16 protein-coding genes and 1 pseudogene are annotated in these 17,624 nt (G+C 71.3%); 6 read left to right on the top strand and 11 right to left on the bottom strand.

Annotated features, from left to right (window positions below):
* Window positions 1–84: 84 nt before the first annotated feature.
* Entirely contained in the window at window positions 85–297 is a 213-nt protein-coding gene (locus tag O1G22_RS02740; RefSeq protein WP_270079788.1) for a hypothetical protein, read from the top strand.
* Between the two features lie 24 nt (window positions 298–321).
* Here O1G22_RS02740 and O1G22_RS02735 read toward each other — a convergent pair whose 3' ends face one another.
* On the bottom strand, window positions 322–1,164 hold the full coding sequence (locus tag O1G22_RS02735) for a hypothetical protein (RefSeq protein WP_270079787.1): 843 nt from the start codon (window positions 1,162–1,164) through the stop codon (window positions 322–324).
* 242 nt (window positions 1,165–1,406) lie between these two features.
* Between O1G22_RS02735 and O1G22_RS02730 the strand changes: the two genes are divergently transcribed.
* From O1G22_RS02730 to O1G22_RS02720, 3 genes are read left to right on the top strand one after another with little or no spacing between them, the layout of a single operon-like run.
* Complete coding sequence (locus O1G22_RS02730; protein ID WP_270079786.1) at window positions 1,407–2,114, top strand: CBS domain-containing protein; 708 nt, start codon at window positions 1,407–1,409, stop codon at window positions 2,112–2,114.
* A 32-nt stretch (window positions 2,115–2,146) separates the two neighbouring features.
* The gene (locus O1G22_RS02725; RefSeq protein ID WP_270086303.1) at window positions 2,147–2,788 is read left to right on the top strand and encodes a phosphoribosyltransferase; all 642 of its coding nucleotides are present in this window, start codon (window positions 2,147–2,149) and stop codon (window positions 2,786–2,788) included.
* Between the two features lie 38 nt (window positions 2,789–2,826).
* On the top strand, window positions 2,827–4,239 hold the full coding sequence (locus O1G22_RS02720) for an RtcB family protein (protein ID WP_270079785.1): 1,413 nt from the start codon (window positions 2,827–2,829) through the stop codon (window positions 4,237–4,239).
* A 30-nt stretch (window positions 4,240–4,269) separates the two neighbouring features.
* Here O1G22_RS02720 and O1G22_RS02715 read toward each other — a convergent pair whose 3' ends face one another.
* The 6 genes and pseudogenes from O1G22_RS02715 to O1G22_RS02690 all read right to left on the bottom strand — a co-directional run bounded on the left by O1G22_RS02715 (window position 4,270) and on the right by O1G22_RS02690 (window position 9,827).
* On the bottom strand, window positions 4,270–4,728 hold the full coding sequence (locus O1G22_RS02715; RefSeq protein WP_270079784.1) for an archease: 459 nt from the start codon (window positions 4,726–4,728) through the stop codon (window positions 4,270–4,272).
* Window positions 4,729–4,884: 156 nt separating this feature from the next.
* Window positions 4,885–5,670, bottom strand: coding sequence for a glucosamine-6-phosphate deaminase (gene nagB / locus O1G22_RS02710; protein ID WP_270081731.1), 786 nt, complete (start codon window positions 5,668–5,670; stop codon window positions 4,885–4,887).
* Window positions 5,671–5,781: 111 nt separating this feature from the next.
* Window positions 5,782–6,563, bottom strand: a pseudogene (locus O1G22_RS02705) (family 4 glycosyl hydrolase); the annotation flags it as partial.
* Window positions 6,560–7,345: a DeoR/GlpR family DNA-binding transcription regulator gene (locus tag O1G22_RS02700; RefSeq protein WP_270079783.1), complete on the bottom strand. Its 786-nt coding sequence runs from the start codon at window positions 7,343–7,345 to the stop codon at window positions 6,560–6,562. The pseudogene O1G22_RS02705 and the gene O1G22_RS02700, both read right to left, overlap by 4 nt.
* 359 nt (window positions 7,346–7,704) lie before the next feature.
* On the bottom strand, window positions 7,705–8,625 hold the full coding sequence (locus tag O1G22_RS02695) for an RNA polymerase sigma-70 factor (protein WP_270079782.1): 921 nt from the start codon (window positions 8,623–8,625) through the stop codon (window positions 7,705–7,707).
* Entirely contained in the window at window positions 8,622–9,827 is a 1,206-nt protein-coding gene (locus O1G22_RS02690; protein ID WP_270079781.1) for an NAD(P)/FAD-dependent oxidoreductase, read from the bottom strand. The genes O1G22_RS02695 and O1G22_RS02690 overlap by 4 nt, the downstream gene beginning before the upstream one ends.
* Window positions 9,828–10,058: 231 nt before the next feature.
* Here O1G22_RS02690 and O1G22_RS02685 point away from each other — a divergent pair, with 231 nt between their 5' ends.
* Window positions 10,059–11,516: an aldehyde dehydrogenase family protein gene (locus O1G22_RS02685; protein ID WP_270079780.1), complete on the top strand. Its 1,458-nt coding sequence runs from the start codon at window positions 10,059–10,061 to the stop codon at window positions 11,514–11,516.
* A gap of 25 nt (window positions 11,517–11,541) precedes the next feature.
* Window positions 11,542–12,657, top strand: coding sequence for an NAD(P)-dependent alcohol dehydrogenase (locus O1G22_RS02680; protein ID WP_270079779.1), 1,116 nt, complete (start codon window positions 11,542–11,544; stop codon window positions 12,655–12,657).
* A 125-nt stretch (window positions 12,658–12,782) separates the two neighbouring features.
* On the opposite strand, the gene O1G22_RS02675 is transcribed toward O1G22_RS02680, so the two are convergent.
* From O1G22_RS02675 to O1G22_RS02660, 4 genes are read right to left on the bottom strand one after another with little or no spacing between them, the layout of a single operon-like run.
* Complete coding sequence (locus O1G22_RS02675) at window positions 12,783–14,522, bottom strand: RICIN domain-containing protein (RefSeq protein ID WP_270079778.1); 1,740 nt, start codon at window positions 14,520–14,522, stop codon at window positions 12,783–12,785.
* A 40-nt stretch (window positions 14,523–14,562) separates the two neighbouring features.
* Entirely contained in the window at window positions 14,563–15,372 is an 810-nt protein-coding gene (locus O1G22_RS02670; protein WP_270079777.1) for a carbohydrate ABC transporter permease, read from the bottom strand.
* Entirely contained in the window at window positions 15,369–16,340 is a 972-nt protein-coding gene (locus tag O1G22_RS02665) for a carbohydrate ABC transporter permease (protein ID WP_270079776.1), read from the bottom strand. The genes O1G22_RS02670 and O1G22_RS02665 overlap by 4 nt, the downstream gene beginning before the upstream one ends.
* A gap of 9 nt (window positions 16,341–16,349) precedes the next feature.
* Window positions 16,350–17,594, bottom strand: coding sequence for a sugar ABC transporter substrate-binding protein (locus O1G22_RS02660; RefSeq protein ID WP_270079775.1), 1,245 nt, complete (start codon window positions 17,592–17,594; stop codon window positions 16,350–16,352).
* Between the last annotated feature and the right edge of the window lie 30 nt (window positions 17,595–17,624).

Below are 17,624 nucleotides of genomic sequence, written 5' to 3'. Positions count from 1 at the left end.
CGGCATTCCTCGGCGTGCACGGTCGTCCGCGAGCGGCTCTATGGTGGTGACGAGGAATGGTTGCTGCCCGCCCGCGGGGGTGCCATGCGAGTCGAACTGATCCAACAGGCTGCCGACGTGCTCTTCGACGTGCCGGACGAGACGCACGAGGAGATCATCACGCTCATCGACGCGGTCACCCGGGACTCGGAGACCTCGGCCCCGAACCTGGCCGCGGCGTTCGGTGAGTGGTGCTGGCTCGTCTACACCGTGCACGGCGACGTGATCGAAGTACTGGACGTCGGCTGCGCGCGCTGAACCCGGGGAAGTCCCGCCGCGCCGTCACCGCGCACCAGGGCGGGACTCGTAGTGCAGGCTGTGGAAACGGCCGCTCTCCTCGCGCCCGGCGGGGTCATGGCCCAGTGCCCGTACCGCCGTGATCGCATACCGCTGTTCCCGCTCGTCGGTGAAGCGGCGCTGCGGGTAGGTGCGTGAGACATCGAGTGTGGTGCGCAGACCGTACCCGTCCAGTGCCCGGACGATCGGCTGGTACGACACCGTGCGCAGCACGAACGCGCTGATCCACACCGGCCTGCGGGCACCGTCCAGCAGCGCCGTGAACGTGCGGGCGGTGATGTAGCTGCCGCCGCCCGTCAGCGTGATCAGGCCGACCTCGGCGAGCGCGCGGCTCAGCGCGGGACCGGGCGGGGCCTGTTCCAGATCGTCGGTGAAGGCGGCGTCCAGCAGACCCACCTCAAGCGCGTACCGGACGGCGGGGGCCGCGACGTCCAGGCCGAACACCGGCACCGCGTCCGGCCGGCGGCGCCCGGCATAGAACTCCTTGTCCTGCGCCGCCAGTTCCGTCGTCGGCATGGCCTGACGGGCGGGGGACGTGTACCGCTCGTACATCTCCGCCAGCGTCACGTCATGGTTGAGCAGTGCGGCGTTGATCCCGTACGAACAGCACACGTCCAGCACCGCCGGCCGGCCGGGGCAGCCGTCGTCGAACGCGGCCCGCTCGGCGGAGGCCTGCCGGAAGACCGGCTGGGCGTGGTGCGGGATCTCGTACTCCAAGGGGGCCAGCCGCCCGAAGTACATGCGCGGATCCGGCCGGTCGTAGATGTCGTCGAACCGGGACTTGCCGCCCGCCACGTCCTCCGTACCGCCGGAGCCGGACCCGGCCATGCCGTACTCCTCCCGGAACGCAGGTGTACTGCCACCAGTGTCGCCCCCTGCGCCCAGGCTGTCTGCCGCACCGCGCCGCCGGCCGCGTGTGCGGGACGAGGAACGTCCGGCCACCGTGATCATGCGCCGGCAGCGGCTCTCGATGACGGCGGACCACCGCGGCCGGGACGCCGGAGGGGCATGTCCGGTGTCGTGAGGTGTCGCGCGGGTACTCGGACGGGACACCGGAGGGAGGTGCCGTCATGTCCGTCCGGCTGTTCGACCGGCAGGAGGTGTTCCGGCTCGTGGAGCAGGACATGGCCCAGCTCGTCGAGGTGCTCCCGAGCGAGCCGTACGAGCAGGCCCACCTGCCGGGCGCGCTGCGTATCGGGCTGCGTGAGCTGGACACGCGGGCGCGTGACTGGCTCGATCCCGGGCGGCCGGTCGTCGTGTACTGCGCCGACGCCCTGTGCGATCTGAGTCCCCGCGCCGCCGCCCGGCTGCGGCAGCTCGGCTTTCGGCAGGTGTACGACTACGCGCCCGGCAAGGCCGACTGGCTGGCGGCCGGACTGCCGCGCGAGGGCTGGGCGGCGGACACCGCCTTCGCCGGAGATGTGGCCGACCACACCGCGCCCCTGTGCACCGTCGACCAGCCCCTCGACGACGCCGTGGACATGCTGGACGAGACCGGACACCGGTTCGCCGCGGTGGTCGACGCCGAACAGGTGGTCGTGGGCCTGCTGGACCGCGAGGACGCCGAGGCCGGTGGCGGCGGCGTGGTCGGGGACGTCCTGCGGCCGGGGCCGACGACCGTGCGGGCCGACGCGCCCCTCGGCCCGCTCCTGGCCCGGATGGTCCGGTCCGGCACCGAGGCGGTGCCCGTCACGGACCCGGAAGGACGGCTCATCGGGCTGCTGGAGCGCGAGCGCCTCGAACAAGCCGTCGTACGACCGCACACCACGGCCGGGTGAGCAACCCGGCGACGGCCTGGAAGGAGCAGGGCATGCGGTTCCGTGATCGTGTCCATGCCGGGCACGAGCTGGCCGAGCGGCTGCGCATCCGGCAGGAGGCGGGGGCGCTGACCCACCCGGTCGTGCTGGCCCTGCCACGCGGCGGGGTGACGGTGGCCCGCGAGGTGGCGCGGGCGCTGGAGGCACCGCTGGACGTGCTGGTCGCGCGCAAGATCGGCGCGCCGTTCCAGGAGGAGCTGGGCGTCGGGGCGCTCGCGGGGGACGATCCTCCGCTGTTCGACGAGCGAACCCTGGACCATCTCGGGCTGAGCGAGGCGGACCTGGACGAGGTGGTGGAGCGGGAGCGGGCGGAGCTGCGCCGCCGGGAGGAGCGCTACCGGCAGGGCCGTCCCGCGCCCGAGCTGCGGGACCGTACCGTGATCGTGGTGGACGACGGGGTGGCCACCGGAGCCACCGCGCGTGCGGCGCTGCGCTGGCTGCGCCGGCAGTCCCCGGAGCGGGTGGTGCTGGCGGCGCCGGTGTGCTCGCCGGAGGCGGCCGACCTGCTGCGCGGCGAGGCCGACGAGGTGATCTTCCTGCACCGGCCGGCCGTGTTCCTGGCCGTGGGGGAGTGGTACGACGCATTCGAGCAGCTGACGGACGACGACGTGCTCGCCGCGCTGCACGGGCAGTGACCCCGTGCGCGCCGGAGCGGGCCAGGGCGGAGACCGCGATGGAGTTGGTCGAGGAACGTTCCTTCCGCTATCGCATCGAGCCGCACGGCGGCATGCGGGTGCCCGGGATCGTGTTCGCCTCCCGGGAACTGCTCGCGGACGCGGAGCAGTCCCTGGAGCAGGTCGTGCACGTGGCCGCGCTGCCCGGCATCGTGGCCGCCTCCTACGCCATGCCGGACATCCACTGGGGGTACGGGTTCCCCATCGGCGGAGTCGCGGCGACCGACGTGGACGCCGGCGGAGTGGTCTCGCCGGGCGGTGTCGGCTTCGACATCTCGTGCGGGGTGCGGCTGCTGGCCGCCGACTGCGACGCCGACGCGTTCCGGCCGGTGCTGACCGCCGTGATGGACGGCCTGGACCGGGCGATCCCGCGCGGGGCCGGTCCAGGTGGAGTCTGGCGCCCGGACGGCCCCGGCGAGCTGGAGCGACTGCTGGCCGGGGGCTCCCGGTACGCCGTGGAACAGGGCCATGGCGAGGAACGCGACCTGCTGCGCTGCGAGGACGGCGGCGCGGTCGCCGACGCGGATGTGACACAGGTCGGACAGCGGGCCCGGGAACGCGGCCTCGGCCAGGTCGGCAGCCTCGGCTCCGCCAACCATTTCCTGGAGGTGCAGCAGGTCACCGAGGTGTACGACGGCCCGGCCGCGGACGCCTTCGGGATCGGGCCGGGTCAGATCTGCGTGATGATCCACTGCGGCTCCCGCGGACTCGGGCACCAGATCTGCACCGACCATGTGCGGTTCATGGACCAGGCCATGGCCCGCTACGGCATCACCGTGCCCGACCGGCAGCTCGCCTGTACGCCGGTGGACTCGCCCGAGGGGCGGGCGTACCTCGGGGCGATGGCCGCGGCCGCCAACTACGGCCGGGCGAACCGCCAGTTGCTGTCCGACGCGGCCCGCACCGTCTTCCGGCGCACCGCGAGCGCGCGGCTGTCCCTGGTGTACGACGTCTCCCACAACCTCGCCAAGATCGAGACCCATCCGGTGGACGGGGGGCGGCGGCGGTTGTGCGTGCACCGCAAGGGCGCCACCCGGGCCTTCCCGCCCGGACACCCCGAACTACCCGAAGACATCCGCGAGTTCGGGCAGCCGGTGCTGATCCCCGGCACGCTCGGCACGGCGTCGTACGTGCTGGCCGGTGTGCCCGCGGGCGACGCCTTCCACTCGACCTGCCACGGCGCGGGCCGCACCATGAGCCGGCACCAGGCCGCACGCACCGTCACCGGCAGTGAGCTCCGGGCGCGGCTGCGTGAGGCCGGGATCGCGGCGCGCCCGAAGTCCTGGCGCGGCCTGACGGAGGAGACCCCGGAGGCGTACAAGGACGTCGACGCCGTGGTCACCGCGAGCGAGGGAGCGGGACTGTGCCGGAAGGTCGCCCGGCTGGTGCCGCTGGGAGTGGTCAAGGGATGATGCCGGCCGTCCCCGGGTGTCCCTGTGCGGTCACACGTCCACGATCACCGCGCAGGTCCATCCGTACGCGTCCGGGCCGATGTGCAGGTCCTGCCAGGAGACACCCTTGGGTGCGGCCCCGACGACGGTGACATCGCCGAGGCCGGCGAGCGACAGCCGTGCCTCCACCGCGCCGTCGTCGGTGGCCTCCACTTCCACGTCGACCGGCACCCGGCCCGCGACCTCAAGCCGGTAGACGACCTCGTTCAGCAGCGCGACCAGCAGATCCTCGTCGCCGCCGGGAGCGAGTCGGACCCGTTCCACGGCGGTCGGGTGCACATCCGACACATCGGCGAAGGTCTCCACCAGGGCACGTACGGCCTCGGTGAGACAGTGCTCACGGGTCGTGCCCCAGGCGTGCAGGCGCGTGTCGGCGGTGTGCGGCAGCACACAGTGTCCGTCCTCGCCCTCGCGCCGGGCCCGCAGCTCGTCACCGATGTCACCGACCATGACCATCGCACCTCCGCACGACGTCCAGGGGCCACCCGGCCGTGTGCCCGAGCGGCGCCCTACGGCGACCGGGTGCCCGTCGGGGACCCCTCCAGGCCAGTATCCGCCCCGGCCCGCTCCGCCGCCGCCGCAGACGGCCCTGCCTGCCGGGGCACGTCAGATCCCCTGCCAGTCCGGTTTGTGGGTGTAGGTGTGGCGGAAGTAGTCGGCGAGCTTGAGCTTGGTGGCGGCGGCCTCGTCCACGACGACGGTGGCGTGCCGGTGCAGCTGGAGTGCGGAGGCCGGGCAGAGGGCCGCGAGGGGGCCCTCGACGGTGGCGGCGACCGCGTCGGCCTTGCCCTCGCCGGTGGCGAGCAGTACCAGGTGGCGGGCTTCCAGGATGGTGCCGATGCCCTGGGTGACGACGTGGTGGGGGACCTGTTCGATGTCGCCGTCGAAGAAGCGGGCGTTGTCGATGCGGGTCTGCTCGGTGAGGGTCTTGATCCGGGTGCGCGAGGTGAGTGAGGAGCACGGCTCGTTGAAGCCGATGTGCCCGTCGGTGCCGATGCCCAGCAGCTGGAGGTCCACCCCGCCGGCCTCGGCCAGGGCGCGGTCGTAGGCCTCGCACGCGGCCTGGATGTCCTGGGCGGTGCCGTCGGGGCCGAGGAAGGCGTCCAGGGTGATGCCGAGCGGCTGGAGCACCTCGCGGTGCAGCACCGAGCGGTAGGACTCGGGGTGCTCGGCGGGCAGCCCCACGTACTCGTCGAGCTGGGCGATCCGGGCCCGCGAGGTGTCCACGGCGCCGGCGCGCACCTTCGCGGCCAGTGCCTGGTAGACGGGCAGCGGGGTGGAGCCGGTGGCCACGCCGAGCAGGGCGTCGGGCTTGCGCCGCAGCAGCTGGGCCATGGCCTCGGCGATCAGCTCGCCGCCCGCCGCGGCGTCCGGAACGATGACAACTTCCACGCTGGGCCTGCCGTTCTGAAAAGGGTGGGAGGGGACATCCGCGGGTGGGGTCGGGCGGGGGTGCCGGGCGCCGTCGCCCCGTACCCCGTACGGCTGGCTCCGCCCGCCCGCGAACACGGCCGCGACCTCCGGGGTGCGCTGGATGTCCCCGTCCAGCAGCCGGCGGCCGACCGTGACCGAATCGACGAGGGATGGAGGGCGAACGCCTTGAGCGCATCGGCGCGGTCGCCGGTGACGGCCGCGCTGATCGTGAGCCGCTCGACCGCCTTGACCTGCTGCATCAGCCCGGCCTGATGCAGCTCGGTCTGGGTGATGGTGAGGGGGTGCACATCATTGGCATCGACGGTGACCGGGACGTCCACCACGGCGTCCTCGGGGCAGGCGGACACGGTCGTGCCGCTGCGCATGTCGAGGATCATCGCCGCGCGTTCGTTGCGGCTGATCGCGGCGATCATCCCGGCGGGGTCGGTGAAGGTGATGACGTACGCGCCGGGCGCGAGTCTGCGCACGCGGTGCGCGATGTCGAGCATCACGGGGATCGTGGGCAGGCCGTAGGCGAGACCGCCCGGCCCGGTCGTCTCCTGGCCGAGGACGTTCAGGTCGAGGGCGACCCGTTCGTCGCAGGTGCGGCCCGCGAGCGCGCCCACCCGGACGGCGGCGAACACGAAGTCGCTGCCTTCCAGGGCGTCGTCGAGGGTCGTGGTGACGGTCACGGTCGGGGCGTCGGGCCGGCCGTCGGCGAACCGGGCGAGCACCTCGGCCATCGCCTTGAGGCGGGCGGGATCGGTGTCGTACAGCCAGACGTCGAAGATGCGGGCGGTGCCCTGGGCGCTGAGCAGGGCCTGGCAGACGTAGGGGACGCGGAATCCGCCGCCGAGGACGGTCAACTTCATGTGACCATCACCTCTCCACCCGCTGCTCGGCAGAGCTGGAGTGTGTCGGGATCGGCACCGCTGGTGGTGATCAGGACGTCGATGTCCGACAGCGAGCACACGCGCAGCGAGCCGCTGCCCGGGAACTTGCTCTCGGCCGCGACCAGGACGACCCGTCCGGCCGTTTCGATCATGGCCTGCTTCAGGGGTGCCTCGACCGCCATGTTGTCCACCACGTGACCGCTCGGGCGGACCCCGGTGCAGCTGAGGAAGAGCAGGTCGGCGCTGACCTGACGCAGTGCATGTTCGGTCAGGGAGCCGACCAGGGACTGATAGTTGCGGCGCAGCACGCCGCCCAGCATCACCAGCCGTACGGCGTCGTCGTGACGGAGTTCGTCGAGTACGGCCAGGCTGCTGGTGATGACCGTGACGGGGCGCCCGCGCAGCCGCCGGGCGATCGCCCGGGGTGTGGTTCCGATGTCCAGGACGACCACGCTGTTGTCCTCGACGAGCTTCACGGCCTCCTCCGCCATGGCCTCCTTCAACGCCCGGTCGCGCATTGCGACGACGTCGAAGGGGGCCTCTTCCTCCGGCTCCTGCGCCGTGGCGTCCACGGTGGCGCGCGGGGCCAGCGCGGCACCGCCGTAGGTGCGCACGAGTTCGCCGTTGCGGTCCAGCTCGATCAGGTCCCGGCGGATGGTGGACTCGCTGACCTGGAGCCGCTCGGCGAGTTCGCGCACCGAGGCGACCCCCCTCGTGCGGAGGGATTCCACGATCTGCGCGTGGCGCTTGCGTGAAGTCACGCAGCGAACATAGCACCGGATGACTGACATCAGTCATCTTGGGCTGGGGAAATCTGGTCGTTACTGACCGACTCTCGTCATTGCTCGGAGGTGGTGCTCATAGTTGAGCACCTCACGTGCCGGCACCAGTCGGAGGCGATGTCCGTGGTCGATGTGCTCTTCGCCGGCGAAGTCTTCCGTGATCTCGTGTTCGCGGGCATCCCGCACCTGCCCACCCCCGGCAGCGGGGATTCATCGATGGCATCGATGTGCCTCCATCCGTTCCCCGGCCGCAGCCCACGGCCCGGGGAGATGATCGAGCCACGCCGCCCGCCCGGACGGACGGGCGGAACGTCCGTGAACCACCCGTAAGCCGGGCGTCACCGCGTCCCGATGTCGTACGTCGTGCCCTCGGTGACCGCCTGGAGTTTGTCCGGGTTGGCCACGTTGTGGATGGCGGTGATACGGCCGCCGGCGTCGAAGTCGAAGGTGACGGTGGCGATCACGCGGTCCGGCCCGCGGAAGACCATGCCCGGACCGCCGTTGATCTCCAGGAGGTCGGCCTTCATGTCGGCGGGCTCGACGCCCTGGTAGGTCACGGTGCCGATGGCCGCGAACCAGCCCGCCACCGTGGCTGCGCCCACCACGGGACGCAGGGCCTGGCGGACCTTGCCGCCGCCGTCGGTCCACAGGGTGACGTCGGGGGACAGCAGTTCCATCAGGGCGTTGACGTCCCCGCCGGTCGAGGCGGCGAGGAACCGCTCGGTGGCCGCGCGCTGCCGCGTCCGGTCCGCGGCGAAGCGCGGCCGCCGGGCCCGCACATGCTCCCGTGCGCGGTGCGCCGCCTGCCGCACCGCGGCCTCGGAACGCTCCACCGCCTCGGCGATCTCGGCGTGGCTGAAGTCGAAGACCTCCTTCAGCACGAACACCGCGCGCTCCAGCGGACTGAGCGTCTCCAGCACCACCAGCATGGCCATCGACACCGACTCGGCGTCCGTGACGACCTCGGAAGCGTCCCCGCCGGTCAGGATGGGCTCCGGCAGCCACGGCCCCACATAGGTCTCCCGTTTGTGCCGGGTGGACCGCAGCCGCTCCAGCGCCAGGTTCGAGACGATGCGCGTCAGATACGCCTTGGGGTCGGCCACCTGCGAGCGGTCGGCGGCCGACCACTTGATCCAGGCGTCCTGGACCGCGTCCTCGGCGTCGGCGGCGCTGCCGAGGACGCGGTAGGCCACGGAGAACAGCAGTCGCCGGTGCTCATGGAAGACCTGCTGGCCGGGCCGGGCGGACTGGCCGGTCACTTGGCCCTCCGGACCCGGGTGAAGCGGCCCCCGCGGGGCCAGAACGCGCCCGAGGCAGGCATCTTCTTCATACGGCCGTACGTCGGCCAAGGGGAAGCGGTCACCGTCTCCTTGTACCTGACCGCCATGGCGCCGGTCAGGCAGATCCGGCGAGGGCTGTCGTCGGGGTGTGTGAACTGCACCACGGCGTCGCCGCGTCCCAGGCTCACCGGCGTGTGGTAGTAGCCGAAGCGGAACGGCTTGGGCCGCCTGCCCCTGAGCACCCGGTCGATCGACAGCGCGGCGTGCACCCCGGTCGGCATGCCGCCCTGGCAGGTGCCGTGCATGACGCCGTAGCCCTGGCTGATCGCGGCCGCGTCGCCGATGGCGTACACCTCGGGGTGGGACACCGACCGCAGGCTCGCGTCGGTGACGATGCGCCCGCGCTCGTCGACGGTCAGCCCCGCGGCGGCCGCCAGCGGCGACACGCGCGTGCCGCTCGTCCACAGCACGGCATCGGCGGCGATGCTCTGCCCGTCCGCCAGTTCGACCGTGTCGGGCAGCACCTTCACCACCTCGGCCCCGGAGCGCACCTGGACGCCCAGCCGGTCGAGCGCGGCCCGCAGATACGCCTTGGCCCTGGTGTTCATCGTCGCGCCGGGCTCGGTCCGGCCCAGCAGCACGACGTTCAGCTCCGGGCGCCGCTCGGCGATCTCCGCGGCCGACTCGATGCCGGTCAGCCCGCTGCCGACGACCACCACCGTGCCGCTGTCGAGCCCGGCCAGACGGCCGGCGAGCAGTTCGGCGTCCGGTGCGCCGCTCAGGGTGTAGGCGTGCTCCTCGGCGCCCGGCACCGCCGGCGTGTCGGCGACCCCGCCCAGCCCGTACACCAGCGTGTCGTAGTGCAGCTCGCGGTCGTCGTCGATCCGCACGGTCCGCGCGTCCGCGTCCACCGCCGTCACCCAGCCGCGCACGAACCGCGCGCCCGTCCCCTCCAGCAGCTCCGGAATGCTCAGCTCGGCCAGTCGCTGCCCGGTCGCCGTCATGTGCAGCCGCATCCGCTCGGTGAACCGCTCCTGCGCGTTCACCACGGTCACCGCCATGCCCGGCCGCCGCTGCACGCGGGCCGCGAGCTGGACGGCGGCGGCCAGGCCGGCGTATCCCGCCCCCAGGATCACCACGCGGTGCGCGGCCGCCATGCCGGTCTCCTGCTGTGCGTACATCGTTGCGTCCTCCTCGGCTCGCTTGCTGACGCCCACCAGATGGGAGCAGAGGGGCCGGCTGTGACATGAGGTGGATGTGACGCGCGACACAGTCCGGACGGGGTCCGCGTACGGCGGTGTCTGTGTACCGACCACGCGTCCATTGACAGGAAACCTGTCTGTAATCAGACTGCGGATCAACAGGAATCCTGTTTGTTGAGACTTTAGCGATCAACGCTGGGGAGTGGGCCAATGACGACCACCTTCGACACCGACCCCGGACAGCTGTTCATCGGCGGCCACTGGCGCGAGGCCGCCGACGGCGCCCGTATGGAGGTCATCGACCCGTCCACCGGCCAGGTGATCACGACCGTCGCGGAGGCGGCCGCCGGTGACGTCGACGCCGCCGTACGCGCGGCCAGGAACGCCTTCGACTCCGGACCCTGGCCCCGGATGAGCGGCCGCGAACGCGGGCGCGTGCTGTACCGCGTCGCGGAACTGATCCGTGAGCACGCCGAGGAGATCGCGGCTCTGGAGAGCCGGGACGTCGGCAAGCCGATCTCCCTGTGCAGCGCGGTCGACGTCACGAACGCGGCCAACGACTACGAGTACTACGCCTTCCTCGCCCAGAGCCAGGACGGTGCCACCCGTGACACCCCGCTCCATGCCTTCGCCTACACCCGCCGCGAGCCGCTCGGCGTTGTCGCGGCCATCACGCCCTTCAACTTCCCGCTGATCCTCGCCGGTTCGAAGCTCGCCCCGGCCCTCGCGGCCGGCAACACCGTCGTGCACAAGCCCGCCGAGGAGACCCCGCTCAGCGCCCTGCGGATGGCCGCCCTGCTGACGGAGGCCGGCGTCCCCGACGGTGTCGTCAACGTCGTCACCGGCACGGGCCCGGTCGCCGGCGAGGCCCTGCTGCGCAACCCCGGGATCGACAAGGTCGCCTTCACCGGCTCCACCGCCGTCGGCCGGCATGTGGCGAGCGTGGCCGGTGAGGGACTCAAGACCGTCATGATGGAACTGGGCGGCAACGCCGCACACATCGTCTTCGAGGACGCCGACCTGGAGAAGGCCGTCGGCGCGATCATCAAGGCGTTCGTCTTCAACACCGGCCAGTTCTGCATGGCCGGCCCCCGGCTGCTGGTCGCCCGCCCGGTGTACGACACCCTCGTCGGCATCCTCGCCGGGGCGGTCGCACAGGTGCCGGTCGGTGATCCGCGCGATCCGGGGACCGTCGTCGGGCCGATGGCGGGGGCGAAGCACCTGAAGAAGGTCGAGGAGTACGTCGAACTGGCCCGCACGGAGGGGGCCCGGGTGGTCGTCGGCGGCGAGCGGCTCGACCTGAACGGCGGCTACTACTACCGGCCCACGGTGATCACCGGCCTGGCCGACGACTCCCGGGTCGTCCAGGAGGAGATCTTCGGCCCCGTCCTCACGGTCCAGCCCTTCGACTCCGAGGACGAGGCGGTCGCCCTCGCCAACTCCACGCCGTACGGCCTCGCCTCGGGCATCCAGACCACCGACCTCGCCCGCGCCCACCGCGTCGCCGGGCGGCTGCAGGCCGGCATCGTCTGGATCAACGACTGGGCCATGCTCGACCCCGCGGTCCCCTTCGGCGGCGTCAAGGACTCCGGCTTCGGCCGGGAGTACGGCCCCGAGGCCCTCGCCGCCTACACCAAGGTCAAGTCCGTCGTCGTCTCGCTCGACTGAGCGCCCGCGCAAAGGAGTTCACCGTATGACACGCAGGACCACCCCCACGCGCGCCGCCGTGGTCGAATCCGGCCGAGCGCCCTTCACCCTCTGCGACGTCGAGCTCGACGGCCCGGGGCCGGGCGAGGCTCTCGTCCGCATGGCCGCCACCGGCCTGTGCCACACCGATCTCGGCGTGGCGAGCGGCGGCCTGCCGTTCCCGCTGCCCGGCGTCCTCGGACATGAGGGAGCCGGTGTCGTCGAAGCCGTCGGCCCGGACGTGACGGACGTCGCGCCCGGCGACCACGTCGTGCTGTCCTTCACCTCCTGCGGCGGCTGCCGCAACTGCCGCGAAGGACACCCGGCGTACTGCGCCACCTGGCTGCCGCTGAACCTCATCGGCGGCCGGCGCGCCGACGGCACCAGCACCATCAGCCGCGACGGCACCCCGCTCGGCGGGCACTTCTTCGGCCAGTCCTCCTTCGCCGCACACGCGGTGGTGGACCGGCGCAGCCTGGTGAAGGTCGACCCCGAGGTGCCGCTCACGTCCATCGCCCCGCTCGGCTGCGGTGTGCAGACCGGGGTCGGTGCCGTATGGAACGTCCTCAAGCCCCGGGCGGGCAGCACGCTCGTCGTCCTCGGTGCCGGAGCCGTGGGCCTGTCCGCGGTCATGGCCGCCGCGCTCACCCCGGCCGCCCGGATCATCGCCGTCGACCGGTTCGCCGAACGCCTCGCCCTTGCCGAGGAGTTGGGCGCCACACACACCGTCGACGCGACCCAGGCCGACCTGGGCGACGCACTCGCCCTGCTGACCGGCGGACAGGGAGCCGACGCCGTCGTCGAGACCACGGGCAACGTCGCCGTGCTGCGCCAGGGCGCCGACGCGCTGGCCGCCCGCGGCACCCTGGTGGTCGTCGGCGCCCCGCCCTTCGGCACCGAAGTCGCCCTGGACGTCAACGGCCTGCTGCCGGGCAAGCGGATCGTGGGGCTCACCCTGGGGGACAGCGAGACCCAGACCCTCATCCCCGCCCTGGTCCAGCTGGTCAAGGAGGGACGGCTGCCGCTGCACCGTCTGATCAGCACCTATCCGTTCGCGGACATCGACCGGGCGGCGCGCGACATGAGCGCGGGCAAGACGATCAAGCCCGTGCTCACCTTCTGAACACACCTTCCGGCGTGACGCCGGGCCACGCGCACATGCCGCACAGCCTGTGTCCCTGGCCGCCGACATCGGCCAGGGACACAGGTGTCTCATGCAGTGCCGAGTGCCCTCGGCGGGGGCGGACCTCAGCGTGGGGTCAGCTTCCACAGGTGGTCGGCGGTGCCGTTGTCGGACCACTGCAGGACCTGAGCGCCGGAGGAGGTGCTCATCTGGTCCACGCCCAGCAGGAGGCCGCTGTTGTAGTCGGCGATCTTGTCGTAGCCGTCGCGGGTCGGGATGACCTGCCAGAGGTGGTCGGCGGTGCCGTTGTCACCCCAGATCAGGGCGGGACCCCCGTCGCTGGTGCTCATGTTCTGGATGCCGAGCAGCAGACCGCTCTTCTGGTTGACGATCTTGTACAGGCCCGAACCCGCCGCCACCAGGCTCCAGTTCTGGTCCGTGCCGGTGGTGGACGTGGCCTGGACGACCGAGGTTCCCTGAGCGGTGCCGCCGTTCAGGGTGTCCAGCGCGAGACCGCTGTTCTTGTTGGTGATCTGGTAGCGCCCGGCCAGGGAGGTGGAGGTACCGGTGGGGGTGATCACCAGGTGGTAGCCGTCCGAGGCGTTCATGGTCACCGGTACGGTGATGGAGCCGCCGGAGACGGTGTAGTCGGCGTCGGAGATGGTGATCGGCCCGGGGGAGGCGGTCGTACGGCCGGTGTTCGGCGTGTACTCCAGCTTCACATGGACGGTGCCGCCGAAGGCCGACAGCGAGGACAGGCCGTTGACGGTCACCGCGCAGGAGCCCGTGCAGCCGCCCGCGACGACGCTGATCTGGTTGCGCGAGCCGTTGAGGGAGGCGATGCCGTCGATCCCGGTCTGCGCCGGGGGCGTGGTGACGAGCATGTTCCCCGACATGTCGCCGTACCACTTGTACAGCCAGTACGCGCCGTTGGGTGAGCCGCCGGTGTCGGTGAGGGTGTCGCCGAGGGTGCCGTAGTGGTTCCAGAAGGCGAGCTCGGCGTCGTGCACACCGGCCCGCTCGAACTTGGCGATGTAGCCGACGAGCGGTCCGGGCACGCCGACCTCGCTGGGGGTGCCGTACTCCTCGATGGCGATCGGGCGCGGGCTGATGCCGAGGCTCGACTCCAGCGAGCGGTACGCGGCCACGTGCGCGGCGATGCCGGAGCTGCCCTGCAGCTCGTGCCAGCTGATGATGTCGGGGACGGTGCCGTTCGCCTTGGCGTCGGTGAGGAACTGCGACATCCAGGACTGGTTCCAGGCCGAGTAGCTCGGGCCCTGGATCGGGGTGCCGGCGTCCTTCGACCGCACCTCCTTGTACGTGCGCGTCCAGCCGGTGTCGAAGGAGCCCGCGTTGGTGGTGTCCCACGTCCAGTCGGGCTCGTTCCACAGCTCGTACGCGGCGATGTTGCCGGCGCCCGAGGACCGCACGGAGGCGACCTGCTTGTCGACGGCGGACAGCCAGTCGCTCCAGCTCACCCACTTGTACGGGAAGTTGGGGTACCAGTCCGGCATCCGTACGACGACCTTGGCGCCGGCGCGGGCCGCCTTCGGCGCGACGGCCAACGCGTCACCGGCCGGTTTGGGCTCGCCGTTGGGCAGTTGGGAGCCGCCCGGCGCCATCTGCACGAAGGTGTTCGGCTTGAGCGGGGTGACCAGGCTGTCGGCAGGTGTGGTGTCGTCGGCGAGGCCGTAGAGGCTGCCGGTGGCGACATGGGTGACCGGGCGGAGTGTCTGGCCGGCGTCGACCACCAGGGTGGTGGCGGAGGTGGGCGCCGCCTGGGCCGGGGCACCGGCGGCGAGCGCGGTGCCGGCGGCCAGGGCGCAGACACCCAGGAGAGAGGTGAGGGGTCTTGTGCGGCTCATGGAGGGGGTTCTCCTCGACGGAGGGGATGGGGGAGGTGGCTCAGTCCTTGACCGCGCCGGCGGTGACACCCGCGGCCACATAGCGCTGTGCGAGGACCAGCAGGACTGCCGCGGGGATGGAGGCGACGACGGCGGTGGCCATGATCGCGTTCCACTCCTGGTTGTTGTTGCCGATGTACTTGTAGATGCCGAGGGTGATCGGCCTCAGATCGCCGCCGCCGTCCAGGGTGTTGGCGAAGACGAAGTCGGACCAGGCCCACAGGAAGCTGAAGAGCGAGACGGTGACGAGCGCGTTGCGGCTCACCGGCAGGACGATCGACCAGAACGTGCGGAAGGTGCCCGCGCCGTCGATGCGCGAGGCGGCGATCAGCTCGCCCGGGATGCCCGACATGAACGCCGTGAAGATCATGACACCGAAGGGCACGGCGATGGTGGAGTCGGCGATGATCAGCCCCCACCAGGAGTTCAGCAGACCGAGGTCGAGGAAGATGCCGTAGAAGCCCATCGCCATGACGATGCCGGGGACCATCTGGGCGATCAGCAGGGCCAGGCCGAGCGCTCCGCCGCCGCGCGGACGCAGCTTGGCCAGGGAGTAGCCGGCCGGTGCGGCCAGTACCAGAGTCAGCGCCACCGTACCGAGGCCGATGAGCAGGCTGGTGCCGAGGTAGGGCAACTGGTCGTCCAGGACCGAGCGGTAGCCCTCGAAGGTCGGGTGCAGCGGGAACAGGTCGGGCGGGCTCTTGCGCATGTCCTGCTGCGGGGTGAGGGACACGTTCAGCATCCAGTACACCGGGAACAGCATCAGCGCCGTCAGCACGAGGCCGATCAGGGTGTAGCGCCGTGACCTCATGCTTCCTGCCTCCTCTGGACGCGGATGTACAGCAGGCCGAAGACGAGGGCGATGAGGATGAGGAGGTTGCCGACCGCGGCGCCCGGTCCGAACTTGGGCAGCAGCGTGCCGAAGCCCAGCTGGTACGACCAGGTGGCCAGGGTGGAGGAGGAGTCGCCCGGGCCTCCCTTGGTCATGATCCAGATCAGGTCGAACACCTTGAGGGTGTAGACGAGACCGAGCAGCAGGGTGATCGCCGACACCGGCCGCAGCAGCGGGAAGGTGATCCGGCGGAACACCTGCCAGGCGCTCGCCCCGTCCAGGGAGGCCGCCTCGTACAGCTCGGCGGGGATGTTCTGCAGCCCGCTGTACAGGATGACCAGGTTGAACGGGATGCCGATCCAGATGTTGGCGATGATCACCGAGGGCAGCGCCCAGTCCGGCGAGGTGAGCCAGCCCACCGGATCGACCCCGAAGAAGTGCAGGAAGTAGTTCACCACGCCGGACTCGCTGTTGAACATCCACGACCAGGTGGACGCCGACACGATCAGCGGCAGCAGCCACGGGATGAGGAACAGGGCCCGCAGCACCGCCGAGAGCCGGAAGTGCCGGTTGAAGAAGACCGCGAGGGCGAGACCGATGACGTACTGGAAGGCGATGGACACGAAGGTGAAGACCATCGTGTGGCGCAGCGCCGGACCGAAGGTCGGGTCGTCGAGGACCTTCTGGAAGTTGTCCCAGCCGGAGAAGGGCGCGTCGCCGGCCACGAAGGAGCGGACGGTGTAGTCGCGCAGGCTCAGATCGAGGTTGCGGTAGAGGGGATAAAGGTAGAAGGCGGCGAGGTAGGCGATCAGCGGGGCGACGAAGGCGAGCGCGGTGAGCCGGCTCCGGCGCCGCAGCCTGCGCTGCGCCGCCGGCCGGCCGGACCCGCTCACCTCCGCCACCGCCGGTGTCCGCCGGCGCGGCCGGTCGACACGGGCGAGGGTCATGGTCCGGCCTCAGTTCTTCCCTGCGCTCGCCTGGGCGGTGTCCAGGGCCGCCTGCGGGCTCTTGCCCCCGGAGAGCGCCGACTGGACCGCGGTCCACATCGGCTGGGAGATGGTCGGGTACTTGGTGCCCAGCCCGCCGCTGGTGCGGCCGCGCGCCGCGGCCACCGCGTCCACCCACGGCTTCAGCTTCGGGTTCTGCTTCACCTGCGTGGCCTGCACCGCGGCCGTCGGCGCCACGTACATCAGCGTGGTGTCCGTCGGCAGCAGACTGGCGTCACTGGTCAGACACTCGACGATCTTCTTGCTGACGTCGTAGCGTGCGGTGTCCTTCTGCACGGGGACGGTGACGAACTCGCCGCCGGTCGGCACGGGCGCCGAACCCCCGTTCTGCGCCGGGACGTTGATGATCCCGTAGTCGAAGCCCGCCTTGTCCGCGTTGCCGAGCTGCCAGGTGCCGTTCTCACCGAACGCGTAGGTGCCGGTGGCGAACTCCTGCCAGCTGGTCGTCTGCGTGTTCTGCAGGACGTCCTTGGGCGCGTACCCCGCGTCCACCCACTGCTTCCACAGCGACAGCGCGGCCACACCCTGCGCGGAATTCAGCTTGGTGAGGTCGCCGCCCGCGCCCCAGAACCAGGGCAGGAACTGGAAGCTGCCCTCCTCGGTGTTGATCGCGGAGAAGGTGATGCCCTTCTTCCCGGCCGCCTTGACCTTCTTCAGCGCGACGGTGAGGGAGGCCCAGTCCTTGATCGAGGCCGGGTCGACGCCCGCTGCGGACAGGACCTTCTTGTTGTAGTAGAGGGCGAGCGTGTTGGCGCCGATGGGCACGCCGTACGCGGAGCCGTCGATGGTGCCGGCGCCGATGATGTTCTTCTGGATCGACTTCGTGTCGAGGCCGAGATCGCTGGTCTTGGTGAGGATCCCCGCCTCCACCAGCGTCGAGACGACCGGGTTGTCGACCAGCATCACGTCCGGCGCGTTGCCCTGCTGGGCGGCCAGCAGGGCCTTGTTGCCGAGGTCGGTGGTGTCGTACGCGGTGCGCTTGACCTTCACCCCGGCCTTCGTCCCGCAGTCGGAGACGAGCTTGCCCCACGGCGAGGAGGCGTCGAACTGCGGATACGGGTCCCAGAAGGTGTACGTCCCCGAGGAGGCGTGGCCGGCGCCCGAGGAGCCGGAGCCGCCACCGCAGGCGGTCAGGGAGGCGAGCGCGCCGACGGCGGTGAGCGCGGCGAGGAGGGTGCGGCGGGTGGGTATCACGGGGCTGACCTCGATGTTCGTCAGGAGGGA

This window comes from Streptomyces camelliae (genome assembly GCF_027625935.1).
Classification (GTDB): Bacteria; Actinomycetota; Actinomycetes; order Streptomycetales; family Streptomycetaceae; genus Streptomyces; species Streptomyces camelliae.
This window is presented reverse-complemented; position numbering and strand designations above follow the sequence as displayed.